This is a genomic window from uncultured Veillonella sp. (genome assembly GCF_900545795.1).
Classification (GTDB): Bacteria; Bacillota; Negativicutes; order Veillonellales; family Veillonellaceae; genus Veillonella_A.
This window is the reverse complement of the sequence record NZ_URAR01000010.1, coordinates 67,137-90,521: the sequence shown is the minus strand read 5'-3', so window position 1 is coordinate 90,521 and position 23,385 is coordinate 67,137. Positions and strand designations below refer to the sequence as shown.

General features: G+C 40.0%; 26 protein-coding genes and 1 tRNA gene. 18 read left to right on the top strand and 9 right to left on the bottom strand.

All coding sequences use genetic code 11. From position 1 onward, the window contains the following. From QZR90_RS06250 to QZR90_RS06240, 3 genes are all read left to right on the top strand, one after another. Window positions 1-207: AzlD domain-containing protein (locus tag QZR90_RS06250; RefSeq protein ID WP_295789932.1), on the top strand; the 207-nt coding region annotated here is incomplete at its 5' end. A 269-nt stretch (window positions 208-476) separates the two neighbouring features. Then, on the top strand, window positions 477-911 hold the full coding sequence (locus QZR90_RS06245) for a MarR family winged helix-turn-helix transcriptional regulator (protein ID WP_295789930.1): 435 nt from the start codon (window positions 477-479) through the stop codon (window positions 909-911). Further along, entirely contained in the window at window positions 895-1,749 is an 855-nt protein-coding gene (locus tag QZR90_RS06240; protein ID WP_295789928.1) for a pirin family protein, read from the top strand. The genes QZR90_RS06245 and QZR90_RS06240 overlap by 17 nt, the downstream gene beginning before the upstream one ends. A gap of 204 nt (window positions 1,750-1,953) precedes the next feature. Here the strand turns inward: QZR90_RS06240 and QZR90_RS06235 are convergent, their stop codons facing one another. Further along, window positions 1,954-2,418, bottom strand: a complete 465-nt coding sequence (locus QZR90_RS06235; RefSeq protein WP_295789926.1) for a low molecular weight protein-tyrosine-phosphatase — start codon at window positions 2,416-2,418, stop codon at window positions 1,954-1,956. Between the two features lie 172 nt (window positions 2,419-2,590). Continuing rightward, window positions 2,591-3,094: a site-2 protease family protein gene (locus tag QZR90_RS06230; protein ID WP_295789923.1), complete on the bottom strand. Its 504-nt coding sequence runs from the start codon at window positions 3,092-3,094 to the stop codon at window positions 2,591-2,593. Between the two features lie 268 nt (window positions 3,095-3,362). Between QZR90_RS06230 and QZR90_RS06225 the strand changes: the two genes are divergently transcribed. The 14 genes from QZR90_RS06225 to QZR90_RS06160 all read left to right on the top strand — a co-directional run bounded on the left by QZR90_RS06225 (window position 3,363) and on the right by QZR90_RS06160 (window position 15,461). Further along, window positions 3,363-4,028, top strand: a complete 666-nt coding sequence (locus QZR90_RS06225) for a helix-turn-helix domain-containing protein (protein WP_295789921.1) — start codon at window positions 3,363-3,365, stop codon at window positions 4,026-4,028. A gap of 271 nt (window positions 4,029-4,299) precedes the next feature. Further along, complete coding sequence (locus QZR90_RS06220) at window positions 4,300-5,226, top strand: hypothetical protein (RefSeq protein ID WP_295789920.1); 927 nt, start codon at window positions 4,300-4,302, stop codon at window positions 5,224-5,226. Between the two features lie 101 nt (window positions 5,227-5,327). Further along, window positions 5,328-5,418: transfer RNA gene (locus QZR90_RS06215), tRNA-Ser, on the top strand. A 331-nt stretch (window positions 5,419-5,749) separates the two neighbouring features. Next, window positions 5,750-6,178 (top strand): hypothetical protein, encoded by a 429-nt coding sequence (locus tag QZR90_RS06210; protein ID WP_295789918.1) that lies wholly within the window; start codon window positions 5,750-5,752, stop codon window positions 6,176-6,178. Window positions 6,179-6,406: 228 nt separating this feature from the next. Further along, window positions 6,407-6,937 carry a hypothetical protein gene (locus QZR90_RS06205; protein WP_295789917.1) on the top strand — a complete coding sequence of 177 codons (531 nt, stop codon included), beginning with the start codon at window positions 6,407-6,409 and terminating at the stop codon, window positions 6,935-6,937. A 46-nt stretch (window positions 6,938-6,983) separates the two neighbouring features. Then, complete coding sequence (locus QZR90_RS06200) at window positions 6,984-8,687, top strand: hypothetical protein (protein WP_295789914.1); 1,704 nt, start codon at window positions 6,984-6,986, stop codon at window positions 8,685-8,687. Window positions 8,688-8,770: 83 nt separating this feature from the next. Continuing rightward, window positions 8,771-9,013 (top strand): hypothetical protein, encoded by a 243-nt coding sequence (locus QZR90_RS06195; protein WP_295789912.1) that lies wholly within the window; start codon window positions 8,771-8,773, stop codon window positions 9,011-9,013. Next, on the top strand, window positions 9,010-9,450 hold the full coding sequence (locus tag QZR90_RS06190; RefSeq protein WP_295789910.1) for a hypothetical protein: 441 nt from the start codon (window positions 9,010-9,012) through the stop codon (window positions 9,448-9,450). Before QZR90_RS06195 ends, QZR90_RS06190 begins: the two co-directional genes overlap by 4 nt. Window positions 9,451-9,478: 28 nt before the next feature. Then, window positions 9,479-11,038, top strand: coding sequence for an AAA family ATPase (locus tag QZR90_RS06185; protein ID WP_295789908.1), 1,560 nt, complete (start codon window positions 9,479-9,481; stop codon window positions 11,036-11,038). Between the two features lie 13 nt (window positions 11,039-11,051). Then, window positions 11,052-11,384 carry a zinc ribbon domain-containing protein gene (locus tag QZR90_RS06180; RefSeq protein WP_295789907.1) on the top strand — a complete coding sequence of 111 codons (333 nt, stop codon included), beginning with the start codon at window positions 11,052-11,054 and terminating at the stop codon, window positions 11,382-11,384. A 105-nt stretch (window positions 11,385-11,489) separates the two neighbouring features. After that, on the top strand, window positions 11,490-11,954 hold the full coding sequence (locus tag QZR90_RS06175) for an NfeD family protein (RefSeq protein ID WP_295789905.1): 465 nt from the start codon (window positions 11,490-11,492) through the stop codon (window positions 11,952-11,954). 81 nt (window positions 11,955-12,035) lie between these two features. Beyond that, window positions 12,036-13,043 carry a flotillin-like protein FloA gene (gene floA, locus QZR90_RS06170; RefSeq protein WP_295789903.1) on the top strand — a complete coding sequence of 336 codons (1,008 nt, stop codon included), beginning with the start codon at window positions 12,036-12,038 and terminating at the stop codon, window positions 13,041-13,043. 11 nt (window positions 13,044-13,054) lie between these two features. Next, window positions 13,055-13,648, top strand: coding sequence for a hypothetical protein (locus QZR90_RS06165; RefSeq protein ID WP_295789900.1), 594 nt, complete (start codon window positions 13,055-13,057; stop codon window positions 13,646-13,648). A 247-nt stretch (window positions 13,649-13,895) separates the two neighbouring features. After that, complete coding sequence (locus QZR90_RS06160; protein WP_295789899.1) at window positions 13,896-15,461, top strand: nitrite/sulfite reductase; 1,566 nt, start codon at window positions 13,896-13,898, stop codon at window positions 15,459-15,461. Between the two features lie 184 nt (window positions 15,462-15,645). Here the strand turns inward: QZR90_RS06160 and QZR90_RS06155 are convergent, their stop codons facing one another. From QZR90_RS06155 to rbsK, 7 genes are all read right to left on the bottom strand, one after another. Then, window positions 15,646-16,833 carry an aminotransferase class I/II-fold pyridoxal phosphate-dependent enzyme gene (locus QZR90_RS06155; protein WP_295789896.1) on the bottom strand — a complete coding sequence of 396 codons (1,188 nt, stop codon included), beginning with the start codon at window positions 16,831-16,833 and terminating at the stop codon, window positions 15,646-15,648. Further along, a complete protein-coding gene (locus QZR90_RS06150; protein ID WP_295789895.1) occupies window positions 16,826-17,338 on the bottom strand; it encodes an Lrp/AsnC family transcriptional regulator in 513 nt (170 codons plus the stop codon). The genes QZR90_RS06155 and QZR90_RS06150 overlap by 8 nt, the downstream gene beginning before the upstream one ends. A 443-nt stretch (window positions 17,339-17,781) precedes the next feature. Beyond that, complete coding sequence (gene rbsB / locus QZR90_RS06145) at window positions 17,782-18,690, bottom strand: ribose ABC transporter substrate-binding protein RbsB (protein ID WP_295789893.1); 909 nt, start codon at window positions 18,688-18,690, stop codon at window positions 17,782-17,784. 9 nt (window positions 18,691-18,699) lie between these two features. Then, window positions 18,700-19,635, bottom strand: coding sequence for an ABC transporter permease subunit (gene rbsC, locus QZR90_RS06140; protein WP_295789891.1), 936 nt, complete (start codon window positions 19,633-19,635; stop codon window positions 18,700-18,702). Beyond that, a complete protein-coding gene (locus QZR90_RS06135; RefSeq protein WP_295789889.1) occupies window positions 19,635-21,116 on the bottom strand; it encodes a sugar ABC transporter ATP-binding protein in 1,482 nt (493 codons plus the stop codon). Before QZR90_RS06135 ends, rbsC begins: the two co-directional genes overlap by 1 nt. A 172-nt stretch (window positions 21,117-21,288) precedes the next feature. After that, window positions 21,289-21,702 carry a D-ribose pyranase gene (gene rbsD, locus QZR90_RS06130; RefSeq protein ID WP_295789887.1) on the bottom strand — a complete coding sequence of 138 codons (414 nt, stop codon included), beginning with the start codon at window positions 21,700-21,702 and terminating at the stop codon, window positions 21,289-21,291. Window positions 21,703-21,704: 2 nt separating this feature from the next. Then, entirely contained in the window at window positions 21,705-22,595 is an 891-nt protein-coding gene (rbsK, locus tag QZR90_RS06125; protein ID WP_295789884.1) for a ribokinase, read from the bottom strand. 402 nt (window positions 22,596-22,997) lie between these two features. Here rbsK and QZR90_RS06120 point away from each other — a divergent pair, with 402 nt between their 5' ends. Next, a complete protein-coding gene (locus QZR90_RS06120; RefSeq protein WP_295789882.1) occupies window positions 22,998-23,333 on the top strand; it encodes a zinc ribbon domain-containing protein YjdM in 336 nt (111 codons plus the stop codon). Window positions 23,334-23,385: the final 52 nt, after the last annotated feature.

Below are 23,385 nucleotides of genomic sequence, written 5' to 3'. Positions count from 1 at the left end.
GGTAAAGAGCTACCGGGGGCTGTTATGGGCTTACTCGTAGTATATGCTTTAAAAGGAACGATGGTAGTTGCGTATCCATATGGCCTACCAGAATTACTAGCCTTACTTTTATTAGTAGGGATTCATTTGTATAAGCGTAATTTCTTAGTGTCCATATTGTCTAGTACATTGTTTTATATGGTATTAGTACAAGCTGTGTTTAATTGACTATTAATCCCTCTGAGATTCAGTGGCTCTATTGAGCGATTGGATGGTGGAGGGATTTTTTCTGTTACTTTACAAATTTATAATTATAGGTTAAACTATATCTAGCTAGATGCATCTAATTAGATATAAACTCTTGGTAGTAGTTGGCTGGATATATATCCTTAGAAGTAGCTGGTTGCACATATATCCTTAGAAGTAGTTTGTTAGATATAGAGTCTAACTTAATTATTTTACATATATATCTAATTAGAGATAAAAGGAGGGCTTACATGAGTCATTTAGATAAAAATATTCTAATTCGCTTGCATCGCAGTGTAAGTGCTTTAGATAAGAATACAGCTGATATTGCAGCAAAATACAAGCTTACATTTAGTCAGTTTATGGTACTAGAAGCTTTGTATAGCAAGGGGAATTTGACTGTAGGTGAGGTGCGGCGAGCCATTTTAAGCAGCGTTGGTACTATTTCAGTGATTATAAATAATTTGGAGAAAATGGGCTATATTGAGCGTTTAACTGATGCGGCAGATAGACGTGTATCTATTTTACAGTTAACAGCGTCTGGCAGGGCCATTATTAGCCAGATTGTGCCAGAAAATAATGAAATGATTCGCAACTATTTTGATATATTAACAGTAGCAGAGAAGACAGAATTAGTAGCTTTGCTCAAGAGATTAGGAGGTCAAGTTGATGAAGAGAACAATTAAAACTACCATAAAAGGCTTTAGAACTATTGATGGAGCTGGTGTTAATTTGGTCCGTGTACTTGGGAATAGTACCATTGAAGAGTATGATCCAATTTTAATGCTCGACTCTTTTGATAGTGTGAATCCTGATGAGTATACGGCGGGATTTCCTATGCATCCTCATCGCGGTATTGAAACTATTAGCTATGTATCTCGTGGTAATATGGTGCATCGTGATAGTTTAGGTAATGAAGAAGCTATTGGCGATGGTGAAGTGCAATGGATGAATTCAGGCTCAGGGATTTTACATGAGGAATTAGTACCGGCAGCTGAACGTTTACTAGGAGTACAATTATGGTTAAACTTGCCGAAGAAAGATAAAATGTCTAAACCTAGTTATCATAGTATTAAACGGGAGCAGATTGAAGAAATAAAATTTGATGGTGGCATGCTCCGTTTGTTGGCGGGGCAATATGTGGATGCGAATGGAGTGACTCATGAAGGTTTTAAAGGTGAGCATCTACCGTTAAACTATTATGATGTACATATGGAGACGGGCGCAAGCGTTACATTTACTATGGCTGAAGATGCATCGGTTATGCTCTTTACTTTGCTTGGAGAAGTGTATGTTGAAGGGCAGCTAGTTGAGGAGAAAACGGCCGTTAAATTAACTAAAGGTACATCGGTTGCGATTAAGGTAAATGAAGGGCCGGTGCAAGTTTTATATATTCAATCTATGGCGCTTCAAGAACCAACAGCTTGGGCAGGACCTATTGTTATGAATACAGAGGCGGAAGTACAAGAAGCCTTTCACGAATTAAGAAATGGAACATTTATTAAGGAGCAGGTGGCCTATTAATTAAGGATTGCTTTGGGGCATTAGTTAATGTAGCAATGTGAGGTCTACATATGACTTGTATGGTTTATGAAGGTGAAAGAAATCAGATGACTTGGCACTTTGCCCATTTGCTAAGCGAGAATTTAAAAAGAAAGCAGAATATGCTGATATGGCTTTATAGGCTAAGAAAAAAACACGCTACTGTTGGTAGCGTGTTTTTTTATATTAAATTGAATGTTCTTTGCGGATTTCTTTTAATAGGGCCTGGCAACCTTGGCTCACATCATCGTAGGTTTCTTCAAAATTACCTGTATACCAAGGATCTTTTACATCTCGAGTTTCATTGATGAAACTGAGCATTTTATATACTTTATGGTCCGTATCAGGTCCGAGAAGACGCTCTAGATTGCGGCGATTATTTTCATCCATAATGATGATATAGTCGAAATGCTTATAGTCGGTCGCTGTGATTTGGCGAGCGCGGCGCGGTCCGAAGGGGATATTCATTTCTTTAAGCTTTCGCTTAGTACCTGGATGGGTATCATTGCCAATCTCTTCGCGGCTAGTGGCAGTAGAGGTAATTTCAAATTGCTCAGTTAGGCCAGCTTCTTTTACAAGATGTTTAAAATAAAACTCGGCCATAGTGGAGCGACAAATATTGCCATGACATACAAACATAACTTTAATCATAAAATCTCCTTTGCAAAAAGAATGTTAGACTATAGATTACTTATAGTACGTAGAGAATAAGTCCCGCTAAGCCACTAAAGGTTTTCATGATGAAATTACTCGCTGGGATTAGAATCATGCGGAGTAATGGGGAGTAAATTAGAATAATGAGAATGATAAAACTAAAACGTTGTCATTGCCAATATTTCATCTGCAAGCTAGGTGATAAAAAGGCTGATACAATATGAGCGCCATCAAGCGGCGGAATAGGCAATAAGTTAAATACGGCAAAGTTAATGTTTAAAATGAGCATGGATCTAAGGACGCGAACAAGGCCATCAGATAATTCCATATTGTAGTAATAAGCTAGCACTAAAGATATGGCCGCTATAAAGGCGACGATGAGATTGGCAATAGGGCCAGCAATAGAGACTAAGACATCACCTAGTTTTTTGTTTTTAAAATTGGCCGGATTTATAATAACTGGTTTAGCCCAGCCAAATTGTAATAATAAAATCATGAGAAAGCCAAGCCAACTTACATGAGCAAATGGGTTCATGGTTAAGCGCCCTAGCCGTTCTGGTGTATCATCACCGAGCCAACTCGCTACTTGCGCATGAGCATACTCGTGTACTGACATAGCCACAATGACTGCTGGAAGAGCCGCAACCATTGACATAATATAATAATTGTCCATTAGTAACTCCTTGTACTTAATCTATTATAGTTTGTAGTTGTAATTATAAATAATACTTCTATAGTATACCGTAAATTTTCGATATAAGCAAAATACACAGCCGTATAGTTGAAATTAGCGTTCATATATCATCTTAATAGTCCGCACTGATTATAGGGGAAGAAATACGCACTATTGATACGATGGAGCAGGTTGTATACGGTACATAGACTTACTATAATGGGGGTAATGATTTAGCTAGACTTATTTTATTACAGGGAGGCCAATCATGAAGGCAAGACAATCACAACGTATCGTAATTCCACAGCAACTACTTATGCAATTATATATAGAGGAAAAACTTTCCTCGTGGCAAATTGCAAAAAAGTTAAATTGTAGCCAAGATACCGTGATTCGACGATTGCATGAATATGCCATTCCTATCCGCAGCCGACGATTAGACTTGCCCTTAAAGGAGGTTGTGAATCTCTATGAACGTGGCATGGGGGTGAAACAGCTGGCGAAGCGATTCAATTGCTCTCATACGACACTGGCCAATCGCTTGCGTAAGCTGGGCGTATTAAAGCCAGTTAAATCTCCCTCTTTAGTGCCACTGGCTCAAGTGGTAGAGCAGAAAATTGTAACTATGTATGAAGAAGGGCACAGTGCTAGTTATATTGGCCGCATTTTGCATTTGAGCCGATGGATTGTATTGGCCACGCTTCGACGTTTAAAAGTGCCTATTCGCTACAGCAATAAACGGATTGCTGTAAATGTAGAGGAATTAGCATATTTATATGAGGTGCATAGATTATCGACTACCGAGTTAGAAGCTATTTATCACGTAAAGGCCGGGACAATTGGGGAACGTTTAAAAGAGCGTGGCATAAAATTAAGAGGGCATAATTTAAGTATTAATGCTTTTGAAGTTTATAATCGCTATAATCAAGGGTAAAGCCCTTTACAAATTGCTTCAAGTTTAGGCTGTTCGTATACAGCAGTGCGCTCCAGGCTAGCTAAATGGAAGAATAAGCAGAAATCTTAAGACATAGGCTGAGGCATAGCGAGTAAAGAATAGTTAGAGTTTTTCACCTAGGTGGCGTAGTAATTTCGTTCATCGGTAGACTGAATGGTCTCAACTCGTTTATAATTAATGAGTACATAAATTTTATTCCATATGTAGCGGAGGGAGGTTATTTCGCTTTATATGGGGAATGGAGCCTTATATGGAAATTCTTGATATTTTACTTGCTACCTTGCCTTATTTAGGCGCTGGTTTCGTGGTCTCTATTGTATCGCGTTTTACTGGTGTAGCCATGTCTTTTTTACTCGTACCTACTTTGCTTTATTGGGGCGCCACGCCTATTGAAACAGTGGCGTTTATGCTTACTTTTGTAGTGTACAATAATTTTACTTTAGAAACACAGGATATGCGTCTCGATATGAAAAACTTATCCTTCTTTAAGGGATGGCGATTGGCCTTGCCTTTAGTTGTTTCTTTAATTTTAGCTTTTATTGCACCGCCTGTTTCTGTGGTATTTTTTATTCTCTGCTTTATTTTAGAACTCGGTGCAGTTGTGTATAGCAAGATTGATGAACGAGAACGGCCTTCCTTTAACAAGGTCTTTCTTTTGACTGTTATAGCTACTGTTTGGACTGTCTTAGGTGTTATGATATTACCATGGATTCCAAGTGAATACTATTATGGCGTTGTTGGTTTCCTTATCCTTGCTATTACAGAAGTTGCTTGGTATGCTGGGGCTTATCGCAATGCATGGCGCAGTGCATGGATGCAACTTTGGTGTTTTGCGTCTTTCTTTTTAGGGGCTTTTGGCTTAGAGTTTACGACTTATTTAAAAGGCTTAGGTCGCACGCCACGATCCGCTATGGATACATTATTCCCCTTAATTGCTGTTATTGCTGCTTTATTTGGTGCGGTGGCAATGTATTCACTTCATAATATTTTCGCCATGCCATCTCTTATTGCAGCAGTAGGGGCCGCTTTAGGCACACGTGCTTTTGGTGCTTATGAATACAGCAAACAAGGTGGATTCTCCTATGCGGCTATCGCTATGGCTATATTGGCTGCAGTTTGCTTGTTATTGGTGGGGCCAACGCCTACAGGATTGCCGAATTTAGAAGGATTAATGTAAGATATTTAGCCCCGTGGACATACTTCATCAAGTGTTTAAAAAATTGCTGTTGACAAAGAAAATATTCTTCGTTATAATAGCAAAGTACGTTGTACACTTATGGAGAGGTGTCCGAGCGGCTTAAGGAGCATGATTGGAAATCATGTGTGCGGTTATACCGTACCGAGGGTTCAAATCCCTCTCTCTCCGCCATATATTAGCACTGTCTGAGTTATCAGGCAGTGCTTTTTTATTTCCCCATATTGACTTTTTAAAGGTTTAAACTTACTATACAGATAAGAAAATACTACTATACTGACCTGTACCAGTATTGATAGGCGTGTAGTTCTATGGCGGGTCCTCTTGTAATACTGTAATGATGTCTCGGTGTAATGTATTTATAAATTATGGTATTATACTGTAGTCGTATTAGGCGATAATAGTTTGTTGCAAAATTGAGTGCTGGTGTATCAGTATAGGATAGTGGTATAAGGCATTCGTGTAGGGCGGCGTTAACCTTAGAATAGATTAGAGGAGGGGCGAAATGGCAGATATATATGATTTTTCAAAGGGGAAATCTGCATTTCAAGCGAAGAAATCTGTAAAAGATAAGCTTGTAGAGGAGCCTCTATCAGGTGATATTCGTGAACGCTTAAACCAGCGTATTCGTCAATATTATAAAGACAGTGGTGAGGACTACAAGGAGCCTGCGCTAGAGGTGTATGGGCAAAATGTAAAGGCTGTTTGGAAAAAATTAGTAGATACATTTTTGGTTACCAATGAATTTACTAAGGCCGAAGCGTTGAATGTTATTAAGGAGTATTTTGATGACTTAATCGATGGTGTTCTAGAGGAGCAGTTTGATGATACGGAGTTAGCCCATAGGACACTAGCGAAGCTTGATGATATTATTAAGCGTTCAGAGGAATTAGAAAAGACGACAAATCATTCAGACGATGAAGAAAATACATAGATATATAATTTTACTCGGACACACAGCTGTCCGAGTTTTTTGTTATGGTAAGAGTGAATCTTAATAATGCAAAAGTATAATAAGGACTTCGCGTGTAAAATGAAGGACTTTTATACAGTGTTAACGAAATTAAACATAAGACAATATGATGTAATTCTTTTATAAATAATTGAAGTAAAACATTATATGCTAACTAAAATAGTGTGAGGATGAGGGGGAATGTATTAGATGCCAAAACCATTATTACAACGCCCAGGGAGTTTGGGGCAGAAAGTAAAAGAGAATACTCGTTCATCATTTGACGAATTACAGCTTCAGCGACATAGTACTGGACAGAAACAATCTACTGGTTTATTAACAGAGGCGGATGTGCGCCAACGATTGCGTCAAAAGCGCAGTGAAGCTTATGTGGCCTTACTAGGGAAGCTTGATGCGGGACAGCAACAAATATCCCAGACTTATGTGGAGGAAGTAGTTGCAGCCATACAGCACGAATTTCCAGAGTTAACTTTAGATGTTTTTCCTATTGGTTTAGTAGCTAAGTGCTACTTAGGGGAGCCCTACGAAGTGCATACCTTAGATTTGCAGTCGGGGGGCATTATTCATCACTATAAACGTGGTGAGCCGATGCCCGGTGTGTTAGAGCGAGCCAGAGGACTGGCGATGCGCAGCGAATATGAGTTTATTGAAGTTTACAATGAAACCTTGCGGCCTGTGCGAAGCGATGGCACAGTGACAGTTATTAACATCAAGGAATAACTAAGTAATAATTTAAGGATAAATTAAGGAATAAAGGAGTAAGGGGATGTCAGATCAGAGAATTATATCCGCAGCGAATTTAGTGATTATTGAGCGGACTTTGAGCAATTTATCAGATCAAATTAGGAATGTACATGGTGATGTGTATGAAGTGCAAGGGGATGTAGCGCGAGTAGAGCAGAAGTTAGATGATTTAACAGAGGCATTTTGGGCCTATGTACAAGAAGATCAGGCAGCTAAAGCGCTCCAATTAGCTCATACTGAAATCATTAAATTACAACAAAAATTAGAAAAAGAATTCGGTCACTATGATGAGGTGCGTAGATATACAACGGGGATTTTACAGGCCGTGGATATTAATGTAGTGAGAAAAGAAACGATTTCTCATTGTACCGAAACACTTATGCTAAATGCACCTAAATACTGGCTAGCGCCGTGCTTAATTGCTTTGGCAGCTTGGATTAGTGATGACCGAGAATTAGCTGATAAAGCTTTAAAAGAGGGCTTGCGCCGCGATGATGAGAAGACATCGTTGCTCTTTGCATTGATTACGAGACGAGCTGGTCGCTATGAGTCTTGCTTGCAGTGGCTGGAGCGGTATTTTAGCATGCAAAATCCACTTCATATGGAAAGCAAAATGATTATCATTCTAGAAGCCTTCTCTAGTGGTTTATTTGGTCCTGATCTCAAAGGGCTTTGCGAAGAAACCATTATGAGTTGGATGCAAGAATTGGAGCTACAGCCTAATTTTACAGAGCAACAAAAAATACAATGGACCGAAGCGCTAGAAGAGCGAAAAACACAAATTGACGATGGGGAAACGCGCTTCTTAAGTCAATATGTGACAAATTGGCCTGATATGAAATCCTCCTTAGAGTGGGCGCGCACGCATAGAGATATTAAGTCCTATTTTGAAGCGATTATAAATAAAGAACAAAATAATGCAGCTCGTGTAGAAGAACAAGTAGATTATTTATTAACTGATTTAGTGACTAATTTTGACAAAGAAGAATTGCCATTACGTCGCGAAATTAAGAAAAATGAGCTCATTATAAAGCATAAAGGCTATATTAAAGGCATCGAAGATAAGATCGAGGAAAAGGCTAATGAATATGAGCAGCCTGTAGATTTTTCCCAACATTTAACTAATGTGGCAATGGCTCGTCGTGATAATAGCTTGTATCCATCTACACAGAAATTAGCCATTGCTATGTCTAAAGAGTGGATTAAGGAGAGCTATGAAGATTTAACGGCTACCTATCGCATGCAGATGCCTTATGAATATCAACTATCCATTGATGGTTGGACAGGCGTGACTACAGATGGCTACAATGAGTTAGAATTATTAGAATCGCTGCGCAATGCCATTGATACGTCCTTTACTACTGATTATAATGCTTTAAAAGTAGGTGGTGGCACCTATTTTATGATTGCCTTAGCAGTTCTTTCTATTATATTAGGTTTTAGTACAGGCTTCTTCTTTATTGCTACGATTATTTTAGCTATATGTATTTATAGTAATGTAAATGGTATCAATAAGAAACGGGAAGAGCTTTGTGCTCATTATCGAGACTATCAGATGAATTTAGAAGCGTATCTGCAGGGTACTTTAGCGGAGCTCGTGGACTATCAACGAGAGTTTCAAGCAGAAGATTCACATGCCGAAGAAGTGATTCAGTTCTTAGATGGCTTGTCCACTAAGCAGTTCATTATGAATAGCAATGATGCGGTGCGTCAAGTCATTCGGTAGGGCGCATATAATTTCTAATAAGTAATTTAGTAGAATGCATACAAGTTCTAATAGTAGAGATAATATCAATAGGAGATACTAATATGAGTCAAATAAAGCCTATAGGAGAAGGAAACTCCATAAAGTCAGTTGAAGATAACATAAGTCAATCGATTAAGCCTGTAGCTGGTGTGGCACAGGGCGCAAAAAGTAGAAAACAAGGTGGCATAACACCTGTACGCGCTGTTCGCGATACAGGTGTGACCAGTGATGAGTTTGCATCTAATTTGCCTGAATGGGACTTGGTGCCACCACTTGTAGCTGTGCGGAGGATTCGCAAACGATGAGACAACTTAGAGTATATGCGCAGTGGATGGATTATTTTGATGAATTACAAGATGCTCCCTGTGATTTGCAATTATTAGAGCCTTTAAAGTATGGCTCTATTGAATTAAGCCGTGAGGTGGCAGAGCGATTTATAAAACGGCTATTTTCATTGGTCGAGTATCGACTTAAGAAAAATGAAGCTAGATTTGATCGAATTATGCAGTTTGCTCGTGATGAATATAGCTACAGTCAAGGATTATTGGGCCTGAAGAAGGAATTTGCTTTTCTGAAGGAATTAGTGAATATTCCAACATTGCCGGAAGACTTTCGCGCTCAGTTATTAGGTGCAGTACAAGAGGCAGCAGATAATACGCAACAGTCTTTAGAGTCCTCTGCCCGAAGTGACCGTAGCGGCGTACTTGGTCATTTAGTGCGCAGTAATAAGGTAAATGGGTAGGCCTTGAAGTGAATGTTTAGGAGATAGTATGGATAAAATAAAATGTATTGAAACATTGACGCGTTATTCTATTGCGCGCATTCCCTTTATTGCTTTTAATACCATAGAACGAACAAGGGCGACAGATATTTTAAAAGAGGTGGCACGGGATTTAAATTTGCCTTTTTATGTGCATACCATGTCCAAAGGGATGAGTGAATTAACTACTAATAAAACGATTAATGAAGACCGTACTGTTATGGGTGCATTGGATTTTATTAGTGAACAGATTCGCCAACGTGAGAATTTAACCTTTGTGTTAACTGAAGTGCCAGACATTGAAAATGATAGCTTATTAGCGCGTTATTTCTTTGATGTAGTATCCTTGGCAGAGCTTCATGGCGGTGTAATTATTGTTATCACATCTGGTACCGTTTGGCCTCAATTGCAGCGCTTAGGCATGAGTGTGGAGCTGGATTTTCCTAATGAAGAAGAAATGTATCAGATTATTAAAGATAATGTGACACAGTACTCTAGAGACATCCAAATTGAATGGGATGAAAATGACATAAAGGATGCAGCTAGCACGCTAGCAGGGGTGAGCCAGATGGAGGCACAAAATATTATTGCCTCTCTCATCGCGAAGCGGAGCATTACTAAGGCTGATTTAACAGAGCTTAAGTTTATGAAGAATAAACTTGTCTCCACTATCAATGGGTTAGAAAAAATTGATGTGTCAGCGGATATCTTAGATATTGGTGGTTTAGAGAGCTTAAAGAATTGGCTTAATGACAAAAAGAAATTGCAAAATGCTGAGAAGCGTGAAGAGCTAAAACGACGTGGCTTGCAACCACCGCGTGGCATCTTGCTAGTAGGGGTGCCTGGTTGCGGTAAGTCCTTGACGGCTAAAGCTGTGGCAGCTAGTTGGCAATTGCCTTTATATCGCTTGGATTTTGCTACAGTTCAAGGACAATATGTAGGTCAAAGTGAACAGCAATTAAAAGCTGCCTTTACTACAGCAGAGCAGGTGGCACCATGTGTGCTTTGGATTGATGAGATTGAAAAAGGATTATCTGGTGCTGGTTCTGATTCATCTGGAGTAACCAATCGCTTAGTGGGGCAATTTTTATTTTGGATGCAAGAGTGTAAAAAATTAGTTTTTGTGGCAGCTACTGCCAATGATGTATCCATGCTCCCATCAGAATTACTGCGTCGCGGTCGATTTGATGAATTATTTTTCGTAGATTTGCCAACTGAACAGGAGCGAAAAGAAATATTAACTCTATATTTACGTAAGTATTTAAAATCAGAAGTTGGCGAGGAACTCATGAAGCAGATGGTAGACATCACTAATGGCTTTACAGGGGCCGATTTAGAATCTTCCATTCGAGATATTGCATATCGTCTCATTGCTAATGAAGGCTTGGAACTTACAGAAGATTTAATTATTACGTCCTTAAAAAATGTAGTGCCTTTATCTAAAACCAGTCCTGAAAAGATTGAAGCCATTAGAGATTGGGGACGAGAACGTGCTGTACCAGCTTCTGGCGTACCTATTGGGGGCCGTGAAATGGATGATAGTAAATTGGTTCGCAAAGTATTAGTGTAAGGAGGAACATAATATGTTTTGTATGAAATGTGGATCTCAACTAGCTGATGATGCAAAGTTTTGTACTGTATGTGGCACAGCTATGGAAGATATGATAGCGACTAATGTGGCATCAGCGAATGAGATGCCATCGGTTAATGAAGCACCTCCAGTAAATGGCATGCCACCTAATGGTGCATATAATGTGGCCCCCAATGCGGCAGCTGGAACCTATGGAGATGAAGCACCTATGGCGACTGGTGCCTATGGGGCACCACCGATGCCAATAGTAGATGAATTTCCTTCAACAAAAAATAATTTTGCCTATAAACGTCGCTCATTTTGGGATATTTTAAAAGGGAAATGATAATCTATTCTAAATTGGTATAATTAAAAATGAACTCAGTATATTATTTCCTCATCTGAGTACAGTATAATAAATATATATCAATTATTAGAAAGGGGTTTGCATATGATAGTAGGTTTGTTTATTGGCGGCCTCATCTTTATTGGTATTGAATTTATGGTACCAGGATTCGGTGTATTTGGTCTTATTGGCATGATGTCCTTGCTGGGTTCTTTATACTATGCATTAGGTGCAGATGCCATGGCTGCCATGATTGTAACGGTTGTAGCGATTGCAGCTTTACTATTAACGATCTGGGGTGTAAAATTATTTCCTAACAGCCGCCTTGGCCGTAGATTGACACTTACTTTAGAGTCAACTAAGGAAAAAGGCTATACAGGCAATGATGCTCGGCAGGACTTAGTAGGTAAGGAAGGGATTGTGCAAACCGTTCTTCGCCCGTCTGGTAAGGTGCTCATTGATGATGAAATAGTCGATGTTGTAACAGATGGAGAGTTTTTAGACCCCGGGACTACAGTAAAAGTAGTGGAAGCTACCGGTGGTCGCGTTGTGGTACGACCTAAACACTAATTGTGTAACTACAAAGGTGTGCCTAGCCGTTCACTTATGAATTGTTAGGTTATTCATTTTGATTTAGTAAAGGAGCGTTTTATGGAAGAATTAATGAATTATAGCTTTATATTTATCATTGCAGGTTTAGTTATATTCATCTCTATTTTCTTGCATTTCGTACCACTTGGTTTATGGGTATCAGCCCTAGCAGCTGGTGTTAATGTAGGGATTTTTACCCTTGTAGGGATGCGCCTTCGTCGTGTAGCACCAGCGCAGATTGTGCTTCCGCTGGTTAAGGCCAACAAAGCAGGTCTTACAGTCAATGTAAATCAGCTTGAAGCACATTATTTAGCTGGTGGAGATGTAAACCGCGTAGTAGATGCTTTAATTGCGGCGGAACGAGCGTCGATTCCTTTGACTTTTGAGCGTGCAGCAGCAATTGACTTAGCTGGTCGTGATGTATTAGAAGCGGTGCAGATGAGTGTTAATCCAAAGGTAATTGAAACACCAGTTATTTCTGCAGTGGCACAAAATGGTATTGAACTTAAAGTTCGTGCTCGTGTAACTGTGCGTGCTAATATTGATCGCTTAGTTGGTGGTGCAGGGGAAGCTACAATTATTGCCCGCGTTGGTGAAGGTATTGTTACCACGGTGGGTTCTTCTGAACAGCATACAGATGTATTGGAAAATCCAGATCATATCTCTCGTACTGTACTTAATAAAGGTCTTGATGCAGGGTCTGCATTTGAAATTCTATCCATTGATATTGCTGACGTAGACGTAGGACGTAATATTGGGGCACAGCTTATGACTGACCAAGCAGAAGCGGATAAGAAGATCGCTCAAGCTAAAGCGGAAGAACGCCGTGCTATGGCGGTAGCAAAAGAGCAAGAAATGCGCGCTTATACGCAAGAGATGCAAGCTAAGGTTGTGGAGGCACAAGCTGAAGTGCCACAAGCCTTGTCACAGGCTCTTCGTGAAGGACATATGGGTGTTATGGATTACTATAATATGAATAATATTATGGCTGATACTAAAATGCGTGAAACTATTGCAGGCGATGAAATGACTGATTTATCAGGAGAGTCTGAAACAACTCAAAAATAAGGAGGACTCATATGGATTTAGGTCTTTATGCCATTTTATTCATTATCGCCAGTTTTATATTAAATAGTAAAGCAAATAAGCGCCGTAATGAAGAGAATGACAATACTTATGATGAGCAAGAAACATATCAATCTGACGAATCAAATACTGATAGGCGCAGTAATCGCTCCTGGAAAGATCGTTTAGAAGCAGAGCTGGGCGTAAAGAAAAAAGGACCTGCCCGTAGTTGGGAAGAGATGGAGCGGGAATATGGCATTCGCATTGAGTCTAAAGAAGAAAGACAACCTGAGTATCAGAACCAGTCTACATGGCAGGACCCCTTCAATCAAACTCAAGAACCCCCTAGTATGGAGCCCCCAGTTGCTGCAGAAGGGTATGAAAAATCGCCTGCACAACTCTATGTAGAGCATCAGGCAAAAGTAGTAAAGCAAAAGGGAAACAAAGGTATAAATGATTCTTTGCCGGCAAGTGATTATGCGCAAAGGCGTACCCATAGTCGGCATATGCATATACCAGGTGCCCATGGGCGTGGTAAATTGCCACCAGGTGGACTTAAGGCAGGGATTACTTGGTCCTTGATTTTAGAAAAACCTAAAGCGTTGTAACGGCAACGGTAATACAATAAAAAAGACTGTAATATTATACTGTTGTAATAATGAATTTAAGCTAGGATAGGAATCAACAAAGTTTGCTTAAGTTCTAGGACTCAGGTAATAGGCAGTCTTTTTTATATGCCATAATAAGGATGTATATACCCCAAGTTGACTGTAATTTTTTATCATGTTACGATTAACATAGTGCATAAATTTTAAATAATCCTATGTATACTAAGAGATTGAGAGGGATGTAAGTATGGGATTTTTAACTGATGAGGTGAAAGCTCGCCTCCTAAAAGACATCGATGTGTTCGCAAAGACCAGTGAGCAATTTTTTAACAAAGAAATTTCTATTGGTGATTATAAAGGCTTATCTGGCCCCTTTGGCACTTATGCAGAGCGAGGCGCAAAAACCGCTATGTATCGCTTGCGTTTGCCAGCTGGCCGCATCACTGGAGCGCAAATGAATTTTATAGCCGATGCATTTGATCGCTATGAAATTCCACAAGTGCATTTTACAACGGGACAGTCTATCCAACTTCATGGTCTACAAGGTTCTATTGTTATTGACTTATTCAAAGACTGCCATAGTGTAGGAATTTACTCTCGTGGTGGTGGCGGTGACCATCCACGTAATATTTCGGCCAGTCCGCTTCGCGGTGTAACACCAGGTGAACCATTTGATATTACACCATATGTGCAAGTGGCAAGTGAATATGTGTTGACTTTGGTGCCTGATTTTAAAATGCCACGAAAATTGAAAATTTCTATGACTAATGGGTTAGAATCTTCAACACATGCTACTATTAAGGACTTGGCATTCCGCGCCCAAGCAGATGGTACATTTACTGTATATGCTGGTGGTGGCATGGGCGGTAACTCCCGTAAAGGCATCGTATTGGCGGAAGGTGTAAATCCAAAGGATATTTTATATTATATTAAAGCTATGGTACGCACTTTTATTGAAAATGCCGATTACCATACTCGCAGTAAGAATCGCACGCGCTATATGGTTGCAGAGATGGGCGAAGAGAAATTCCGCGAAGTGTTTAATAAGTTCTTAACTTTTACACGTCGTGTAGAAGATTTATCTTTTGAAGTCCCTATTGTGAATATCACTAAAGTGGGTTCTGAAGAATTAAGTGCTGATGAATTAGCTCAATTTGGTGGTCGTGTGGTAGCACAATCTCAAAAAGGTTTATATGCTGTGCTATATCATCCATTAGGTGGTACTCCAGAGCGCGCGGCATTCCAAACATTGCTCCGCTATACAGGCTCTTTAGAAGCAGTGGAAGGTCGTTTGACGAGTGATGAAAGCCTGTATTTCATCAATCTTACGGCAGCAGAAGCGAAAGAAGTTGTTAAGCTTACACCAGACCATATGCCAACCGATTTTTTGATGTCTGTATCTTGTATTGGTGCTAGCCGATGCCAAGTAGGTTTCCAGAATTCACAAGGCTTATTCCAAGATATAGTTACTCATTTAGACGCAGAAGGTATTGATACGAAACATTTACCTAAAATGCATATTTCTGGTTGCCCATCTTCTTGCGGCACACATCAAATTGGTCGCATTGGGTTCCATGGAGCTGTCAAATTAGTAGATAAGAAGCCACAGCCAGCATTTAATCTATTCTTTGGCGGTAGTGACGCTTTAGATGATGTAAAATTTGGTGAGCTTCTTGGCCTTGTAACAGTAGTTGATATTCCTAAATTTATTGCTGAATTAGCTACTATCCTCAATACTGCAAATGTAGAGTTTGACACTTGGATTGAGAGTCATGAAGAAGACTTTAGAGCCTTAGCTGCTAAATATATATAAGCTTATTTTTTATTAAAGACGTTCTAGACTAAATAAATCTTAGATTAAATAAATTCTAGATTAAATAAACTCTAGACTAAATAAAAGCCCCCAGTTAATTCTGGGGGCTTTTTATTATGGGCTTCATTAGACATTAAATACAGTGTATTTTATTTTAATGAAGTACAGTTTATTTTACTGTGTATTACTTTATAGTACCAGCTTTTAATTCCTCTAAAAACTCACCAATGCGTTTTACCGCCTCTTTAATATTAGCTAAGGAGTTCGCATAGGCGACGCGCACAAAGCCTTCACCACAGTCTCCAAACGCATTGCCAGGAACAACGGCTACATGTTTGGCATAGAGTAATTTTTCGCAGAAGGTTTCGGAATCAAGTCCTGTAGACGTAATATTAGGGAATACGTAAAAGGCCCCTTCTGGATTAAAGCAAGTAAGGCCTAATTGATTGAATGAATCTACTAAGAAGCGACGGCGAATATCATATTGATCGCGCATGTACACAATATCTTTATCGCCATTACGAAGGGCTTCGATAGCAGCGTTTTGTGCAATAGTAGGGGCACTCATAATGCCATATTGGTGGAGCTTGGTCATTTGCGCAATGATTTCTTTTGGCCCAAGGGCAATGCCGAGGCGCCAGCCTGTCATGGCATAAGTTTTCGAGAAGCCATTGATTAAAATAGTGCGCTCTTTCATGCCTTCAATATTGGCAATGGATACATGTGGTGTATCGCCATAAGTGAGCTCACTGTAGATTTCATCTGAAAGAACTAGTAGATTATGTTCTTTAATGACTTCGGCAATTTCTTCTAAATGCTCACGGCGCATAACAGCACCAGTAGGATTATTAGGGAAAGGTAAAATGATGAGTTTTGTCTTATCTGTAATATGAGCGCGAATATCTTCTGCGGTGAGTCTAAAATTATTTTTCGCATGGGTTTCTACTGGGATAGGTACGCCCTTAGCAACTTCTGTAAGGGGAATATAGCATACGAAACTAGGCACTGGGATAAGGACTTCATCACCAGGATTTAAAATGGCGCGCAAGGCTAAATCAATTGCTTCAGAGCCTCCAACAGTGACTAAAATATCAGATTCAGGTGCATAGGAGAGCTTGTATTTGCGTTCAAACCAATGTTGGATTTCTTGGCGTAACTCCATAAAGCCACGATTAGGGGAGTACCAGGTACGCCCTTTTTCTAACACATCAATACCTGCTTCACGTACATGCCAAGGTGTTTGAAAATCAGGCTCACCAATGCTAAGTGAAATTACTTCATCCATTTCACTGGCAATATCAAAGAATCGTCGAATGCCAGATGGCTTCAAATTAGTAACATCATGGTTTAACAGTTCATTATAATTAATCATAGAAAACATTGCTCCTTATTTCCTTAATCACATCGTCCTGGTAAATAATACCGCGGTCTTTGTAACGGCTGAGGATAAAATGAGTGCCAGTGCCGCGCACCCCTTCAAGGGTGGAGAGGCGACGAGCTACGAAAAGGGCAATATCACGCATGCTTTCGCCGCGTACAATAACGGTTAAGTCATAGCCACCGGACATGAGATATACGCCTTCCACTTCTTCAAATTGCATGATGCGATGAGCTAATTTATCAAAACCACGATCAGGTTCAGGGGTTACTTGTAATTGAATAAGGGCTGTTGCTTTATGTGCATCAGCGCCTTCCCAGTCTACTACTGCTTGGTAGCCTTTTATAATGCCTTCTTCTTCTAAAAAGGCGATGCGCTCTGCCACTTCCGCTTCCTCAATGTTTAGCATGGCCGCTAGTTGGCTATGGGTTAATTTCGCGTCCGCGGCGAGTAAATCAAGTAGTTTTCTATCAGTGATTGTTAAAATTTCATTACTCATAAGAGAATCTCCTTTCACATAGAGGGGAGCAAGGCCCCAAGAAGCGCAGCAGGTGCTAATCTAAAATGAAGGCATCAGTACCCTATGATTAGCATTCGCTATACGTATTATTGTATCACTGGAGGAGAAATATGCAAAATGCATATAAGTGATAAATGACAAGAAGAGATTTAACAAGAAGCAACTTCTATGGTGAACCACACGCTCAAAGAAAAATGAAAACAAGACCAGAAGTAAAAAAGTTAAGAAATAAAAAGAGGTAAAAGAGCTAAACGTGATAAAAGGGATAAGAGGTAAAAACAAAAGAAGGAAAAGACAAGAAATAAAAAAGACAAGAAATAAAAAAGATGCTGTAATCTTGGGGATAACTCCGCCTAGTATTACAGCATCTTTTCACTATATCTGTTTCTATACAATTGTTAATGTATTACAAAAGTTAAGTATTATTTGGTAATTACTTTTAGGTCAACAGGGATTTTGCTGTCCACTTGTTCGCCCTTGATTACTTTGGATGCTGTATCCACTGCAATCGTACCCATTAATTCAGGTTGTTGTGCTACAGTGGCTGCCAATGTACCATCTTGTACAGCTTTTTGAGCATCTTCAGTACCGTCAAAGCCTACGATAAATACTTCTTTACCAGCAGATTTTGCTGCTTGAATAGCACCGAGTGCCATTTCATCGTTGTGAGCAAAAATAGCTTTTACATCAGGATTAGCTTGTAACATATTGCTTGCTACATTTAAGCCTTTAGTGCGGTCGAAGTCAGCACTTTGTTTAGTAGCTACCACTAAAGATTTGTCAGCTACATTGTGGAAGCCTTGGCCGCGTTCGCGAGTAGCGGAAGCACCAGGGATACCTTCGATTTCAGCTACTTTAGTGCCATTGCCAAGTTTATCAACGATAAGCTGAGCCGCCATTTCGCCACCTTTCACATTGTCAGAGGCAATGTGAGCTGCTACTTTACCTTTGTCGCTAGAGCGGTCAACGGTAATAACAGGAATATTTTTCGCATTAGCTGCTTCTACAGAAGTGGAAATCGCAGCGGAGTCAACTGGGTTAACGATGAGAACTGTTACGCCACTTTCAAGTAAGTCCGCAATGTCATTAGCCTGTTTAGCAGGATCATTTTGAGCATCTACGATTTTAACTTTAAGGCCTAATTGATTAGCTTGTTTTTCTACGCCATCTTTTAAGGATACGAAGAATGGATTATTTAGAGTAGATACAGAGAAACCAATTGTACCTTGTTTTTTGTCACCGCCTGCATTATTTGAGGAATTAGATCCACAACCAGCAAGCACGCCAATAGCGAGAACTACAATGGCAATGACGGTTAATAATTTTTTCATACAAACCTCCTACGCTTTTTTGCGGTCCCCAAGGACTGCAAGTAGAATAACAATACCTTTAACAATTTGTTGATAGAAACTGGAAACATCGAGAATATTAAGACCATTATTGAGGGTACCAATAATGAGGGCACCGATTAAAGTGCCTACAATATGACCGCGGCCACCAGCGAGGCTAGTACCACCGAGAACAACGGCAGCAATAGCATCTAGTTCATAGCCCATACCAGCAGTAGGTTGCGCCGAATTGAGACGAGATGTAATGATAGCCCCTGCAATGGCGCTGAGCATACCTGTTAAGGCATAGGCAAAGATTTTTACGCGATTAATTTTAATACCCGCAATATAACTTACCTTCTCGCTACCACCAACGGCATAGGTTTGGCGGCCTAAGGATGTCTTTTGAAGGACGAACCAAAGGATGAGGAAGGATAAAAACATAGTAATAGCTGGAATTGGTAGACCTGCTATATCGCCTTGGCCAAAGGCGTGGAACAGAGGATCTGTAGTCAAACCACTAATCGGATTACCATTAGTAAATACCAAGGTGGCCCCACGGTATACAGTCATAGTGGCCAAGGTGGCAATAAATGGGGCTACCTTACCATAAGCTACCACAATACCATTGATACCGCCTAGTATGATACCGATGCCAGCAGCTACCAAGATAGCCACTTCTGGATTCATGCCATTGACGATGAAATTAGCCATCATAGCACTAGATAAAGCTAAGATGGAACCTACAGATAAGTCGATACCACTCGTTAAAATAACAAAGGTCATACCAAAAGCGATAATCGCATTGATAGATACTTGACGCAATAAATTGCGAAGATTAGAAAATTCTAAGAAGCTGTCATTAAGACTTGCAATGATGATAAATAAGATAATTAGTCCAATGAGTGGTCCTAATTTTTTTATTAAACTTGTAATATTGGTGTTCATTATTCTCCTCCTGTAGCCAGTGTCATGATGCTTTCTGGAGTGGCTTCAGCACGTGGTAAAATGCCAGCCACAGCCCCTTCGTGGATGACCATGATGCGGTCACTCATGCCGAGTACTTCAGGGAGCTCAGAGGAGACCATAATAATGGACACTCCTTGGCTAGTTAGTTCATTCATTAAATCATAAATATCTCGTTTAGCACCGATATCAATGCCGCGAGTTGGCTCATCCATAATGATGATGGATGGACCTAAACCAATCCATTTGGCAATAACTACTTTTTGTTGGTTACCACCAGATAGGGAGGATGCTGGCAAATGCACAGACTGTGTTTTAACGCCCAACTTTTTAGATAAGGAATCGGCAAAGCTTACCAATTTGCTTTTGTTCAGCACATGAGTGGGGCACACTTGCTTGAGATTAGGCAAGGTAATGTTGGAACCAATGGAGAAGTCTAAAATTAATCCTTCTCCTTTGCGGTCTTCTGTAATAAAGGCAATGCCTGCTTTGATGGCATCTTCTGGCTTTTTAAAATGAAGTTCTTTACCTTCTAGGGTAATTTCACCGCCATCGTGACCATCGACACCGAAGATTGCGCGCATGATTTCTGTACGACCCGCCCCCATGAGGCCAGCAACGCCAAGAATTTCACCTTTGCGCAAATCAAAGGAAATGGTGTGGCCAAAATTCTTTGGTTTTAAATCTTTGACAGTGAGAACCACTTCACCAGGCTCTGTCGTGCGGTCAGGGTAAAACTCATCAATGGAGCGGCCTACCATGTGGCGTACTACCTCGTCTACTGACGTGTCGCCTACAGGTTTAGTACTAATAGTGTGGCCATCGCGCATGACGGTAATGACATCGCATTCGCTAAAAACTTCTTCCATGCGGTGCGAAATATAAACAATGGCAACGCCCTGTGCTTTTAATTGCCGCATCATGCGGAAGAGAGTGGCCGTTTCGCGCTCTGTTAAAGCGGCGGACGGTTCGTCCATAATAACAACTTTGGCATTGAGCATGAGAACGCGCAAAATTTCAGTCATTTGCTGTTGACCCACAGAGCACTCGCTGGCATCTTTGGTAAGAGGCAATTCAATTTGAAGTTCAGCACATTTAGCTTGCGCTTCGCGAAGCATAGTTTTTTTGTCTAGCAAGCCAAGTCCATTTTTCTTTGGTTGCATTAAATATAAATTCTCTAATAAAGAGAGATTAGGCCAAATATTTAACTCTTGATGGATGAAGGCAATGCCATGTGTTTCCGCTTCGCGAGGACTGCTGTATACAGTTTCTTTGCCGTCCACTAAGATAGTGCCCCCATCGGCTTTGTGCAGGCCTGTTAAGATGTTCATGAGGGTGGATTTTCCGGCTCCATTTTCACCCATTAAGGCGTGAACCTCACCGGCTTTTAAGGTCAGATTCACATCCTTTAGTACCTGGTTGGTCCCAAAGGCCTTGGCAATACCGGTCATTTGTATTTCCATGTAAAACTCCTGATTTCTAGTGTATAAATAAGAACAACGTTCTGATTAATAGGCAGAAGGATGCTCATTCATTGATGAGGGTAGTCTTCAACGCTATTATTTAATCAATGATGTTATTCTTCAATGATTTATTTATTTATTCAATAGGGTTGATCTTCGTTATTGAGCGCTATTATTTTTCTTCATTGAAGATGCAATCAGCTTGTAGAATTACATTGGCATACGGTGTTGTTTCACCTGTACGGATAATGCATTTACAATGAGCTGATGCCAATTTGAATTCTTCATGGCTCGTTTCTTTCCAGTCGTAGCGAGTCTTTGGATAGAGCTCTTCTAGGACTGCATAATTAGGTTTATTCATAGTGGCCATAGGACTGGCGATATGAATAGACTCTACTTGCATATGTTGCTGTAAGCGGCGAACGACTTGTTCAAAGCTAGGCACGCCAAATTCAAGGGCTAGGTCAATTTTTTGAACACCTGCGGGAATTGGTAAGCCACAGTCGCCGATGCAAATCGTATCAGTATGACCTAGGTCAGCCAATACTTTAGCAATATGGCTATTTAAAATACCACCTTTTTGCATGATTATTTCCTCGATTCTATAAATGACGCTACTTCTTCTGCTGTAGGCATACCTTCTTGGGCGCCGAGTTTTAAAATAGAAAGAGCGGCTGCTGCATTCCCATAATGAATGGCTTCAGCTAAGTCTTTATTATTTACAATAGCTGTAGCAAAGGCACCATTAAAGGTATCGCCCGCTCCAGTTGTATCAACGGGCTCAACTTTAAAACTTGGCACGCGGCGGAGTTCGCCTGCTTCAGCATAGCCCACACCTTCACTGCCGAGGGTAACGATGAGTTTGCCTGCATTATTTAAAATGGTCTCATTGCTGTCCCCATTAGGGTAGAGGGCTGAGAGCTCGTGCTCATTTGGTGTTATATAGGTTGCATTGGCAAGGGCCTGTGGATCTAAATTAGCAGCTGGTGCTGGATTGAGTAGCACCTTAATGCCTGATTCATGGCAACGCTTAGTAATATATGTGATTGTGCTGAGGGGAATTTCATTTTGTAGCATAACAAGGTCAGCTTTTTTGATAGCCTCCCAGGCTTTATCTACTACGCTTTCGTCAACGCGGGCATTGGCGCCTTGGATAACGATGATGCTATTGTCGCCCTCTGCCAGCGTAATATGAGCTGTACCGCTCGTTTCATCTGGCAATGTAAGAATGTAATCTGTATTAATATGATGTTGATGTAAATTATCTAAAATCATTTGACCATATGGGTCATCCCCAATACAGCCAACCATGGTAACATTAGCACCTAGCTTAGCAGCTGCTACAGCTTGGTTAGCCCCTTTTCCGCCAGGGGATACATGTAGGCTATTGCCTAGGATTGTTTCACCAGCGGCAGGACGTTTGTCCGCAAGCACGGTAATATCTATATTACAACTGCCGATAACTACTATATTATTCATGGTAACCTCCTTTAACCTTCTTTGCATTATATTAGTATACACTAGAAATCTTTAATTTAAAAGATAGTTAAAATCTTTATTTAATAATTTATTGAATATAAATATAACTCTTTTCAAGATAAAGTGTACTTTTTGCCAATATTACGTGAAATTAGATTACAATAACAGTAAAATATATATTTTATTTCATTTTATATGAATACACTTTTTATTTCTCCATATTTTAATTTTTAACTTTTTCTGTTACAATAATAGAGTCAATGTATATTTTAGAGCGAATTGGTGTTTTGAAGCATTATATGTTTAGAACATCTTCGCTTATGTAGTGAAATTATATATATTCCATTAAATAGAAATAGTATGTATATGTGAAATATATATAATAGGTTGAGGAGGAACTAAATGGCAACATTACCTAACTGTCCAAATTGTGGTGAAGGCTATACTTATGAAGATGGCCATATGTTAATTTGTCCTATGTGTGCTCATGAATGGACCGCTGCTGATGCAGAAGCGGCTGCAGAGGGCCTATTAGTGCGCGATGCGAATGGCAATGTGCTACAAGATGGCGATACTGTTACCATTATTAAAGACTTAAAAGTTAAAGGTGCGTCTGTATTAAAGCAGGGTACGCGCGTTAAAAATATTCGCCTCGTTGATGGTGATCACAATATTGATTGCAAAATTGATGGCTTTGGCGCTATGGCCTTGAAGTCTGAAGTTGTAAAAAAATTATAATAGAAGATAGAGAGTCATAATAGAACGCAGTGCATTATAGTCGGATACAGAC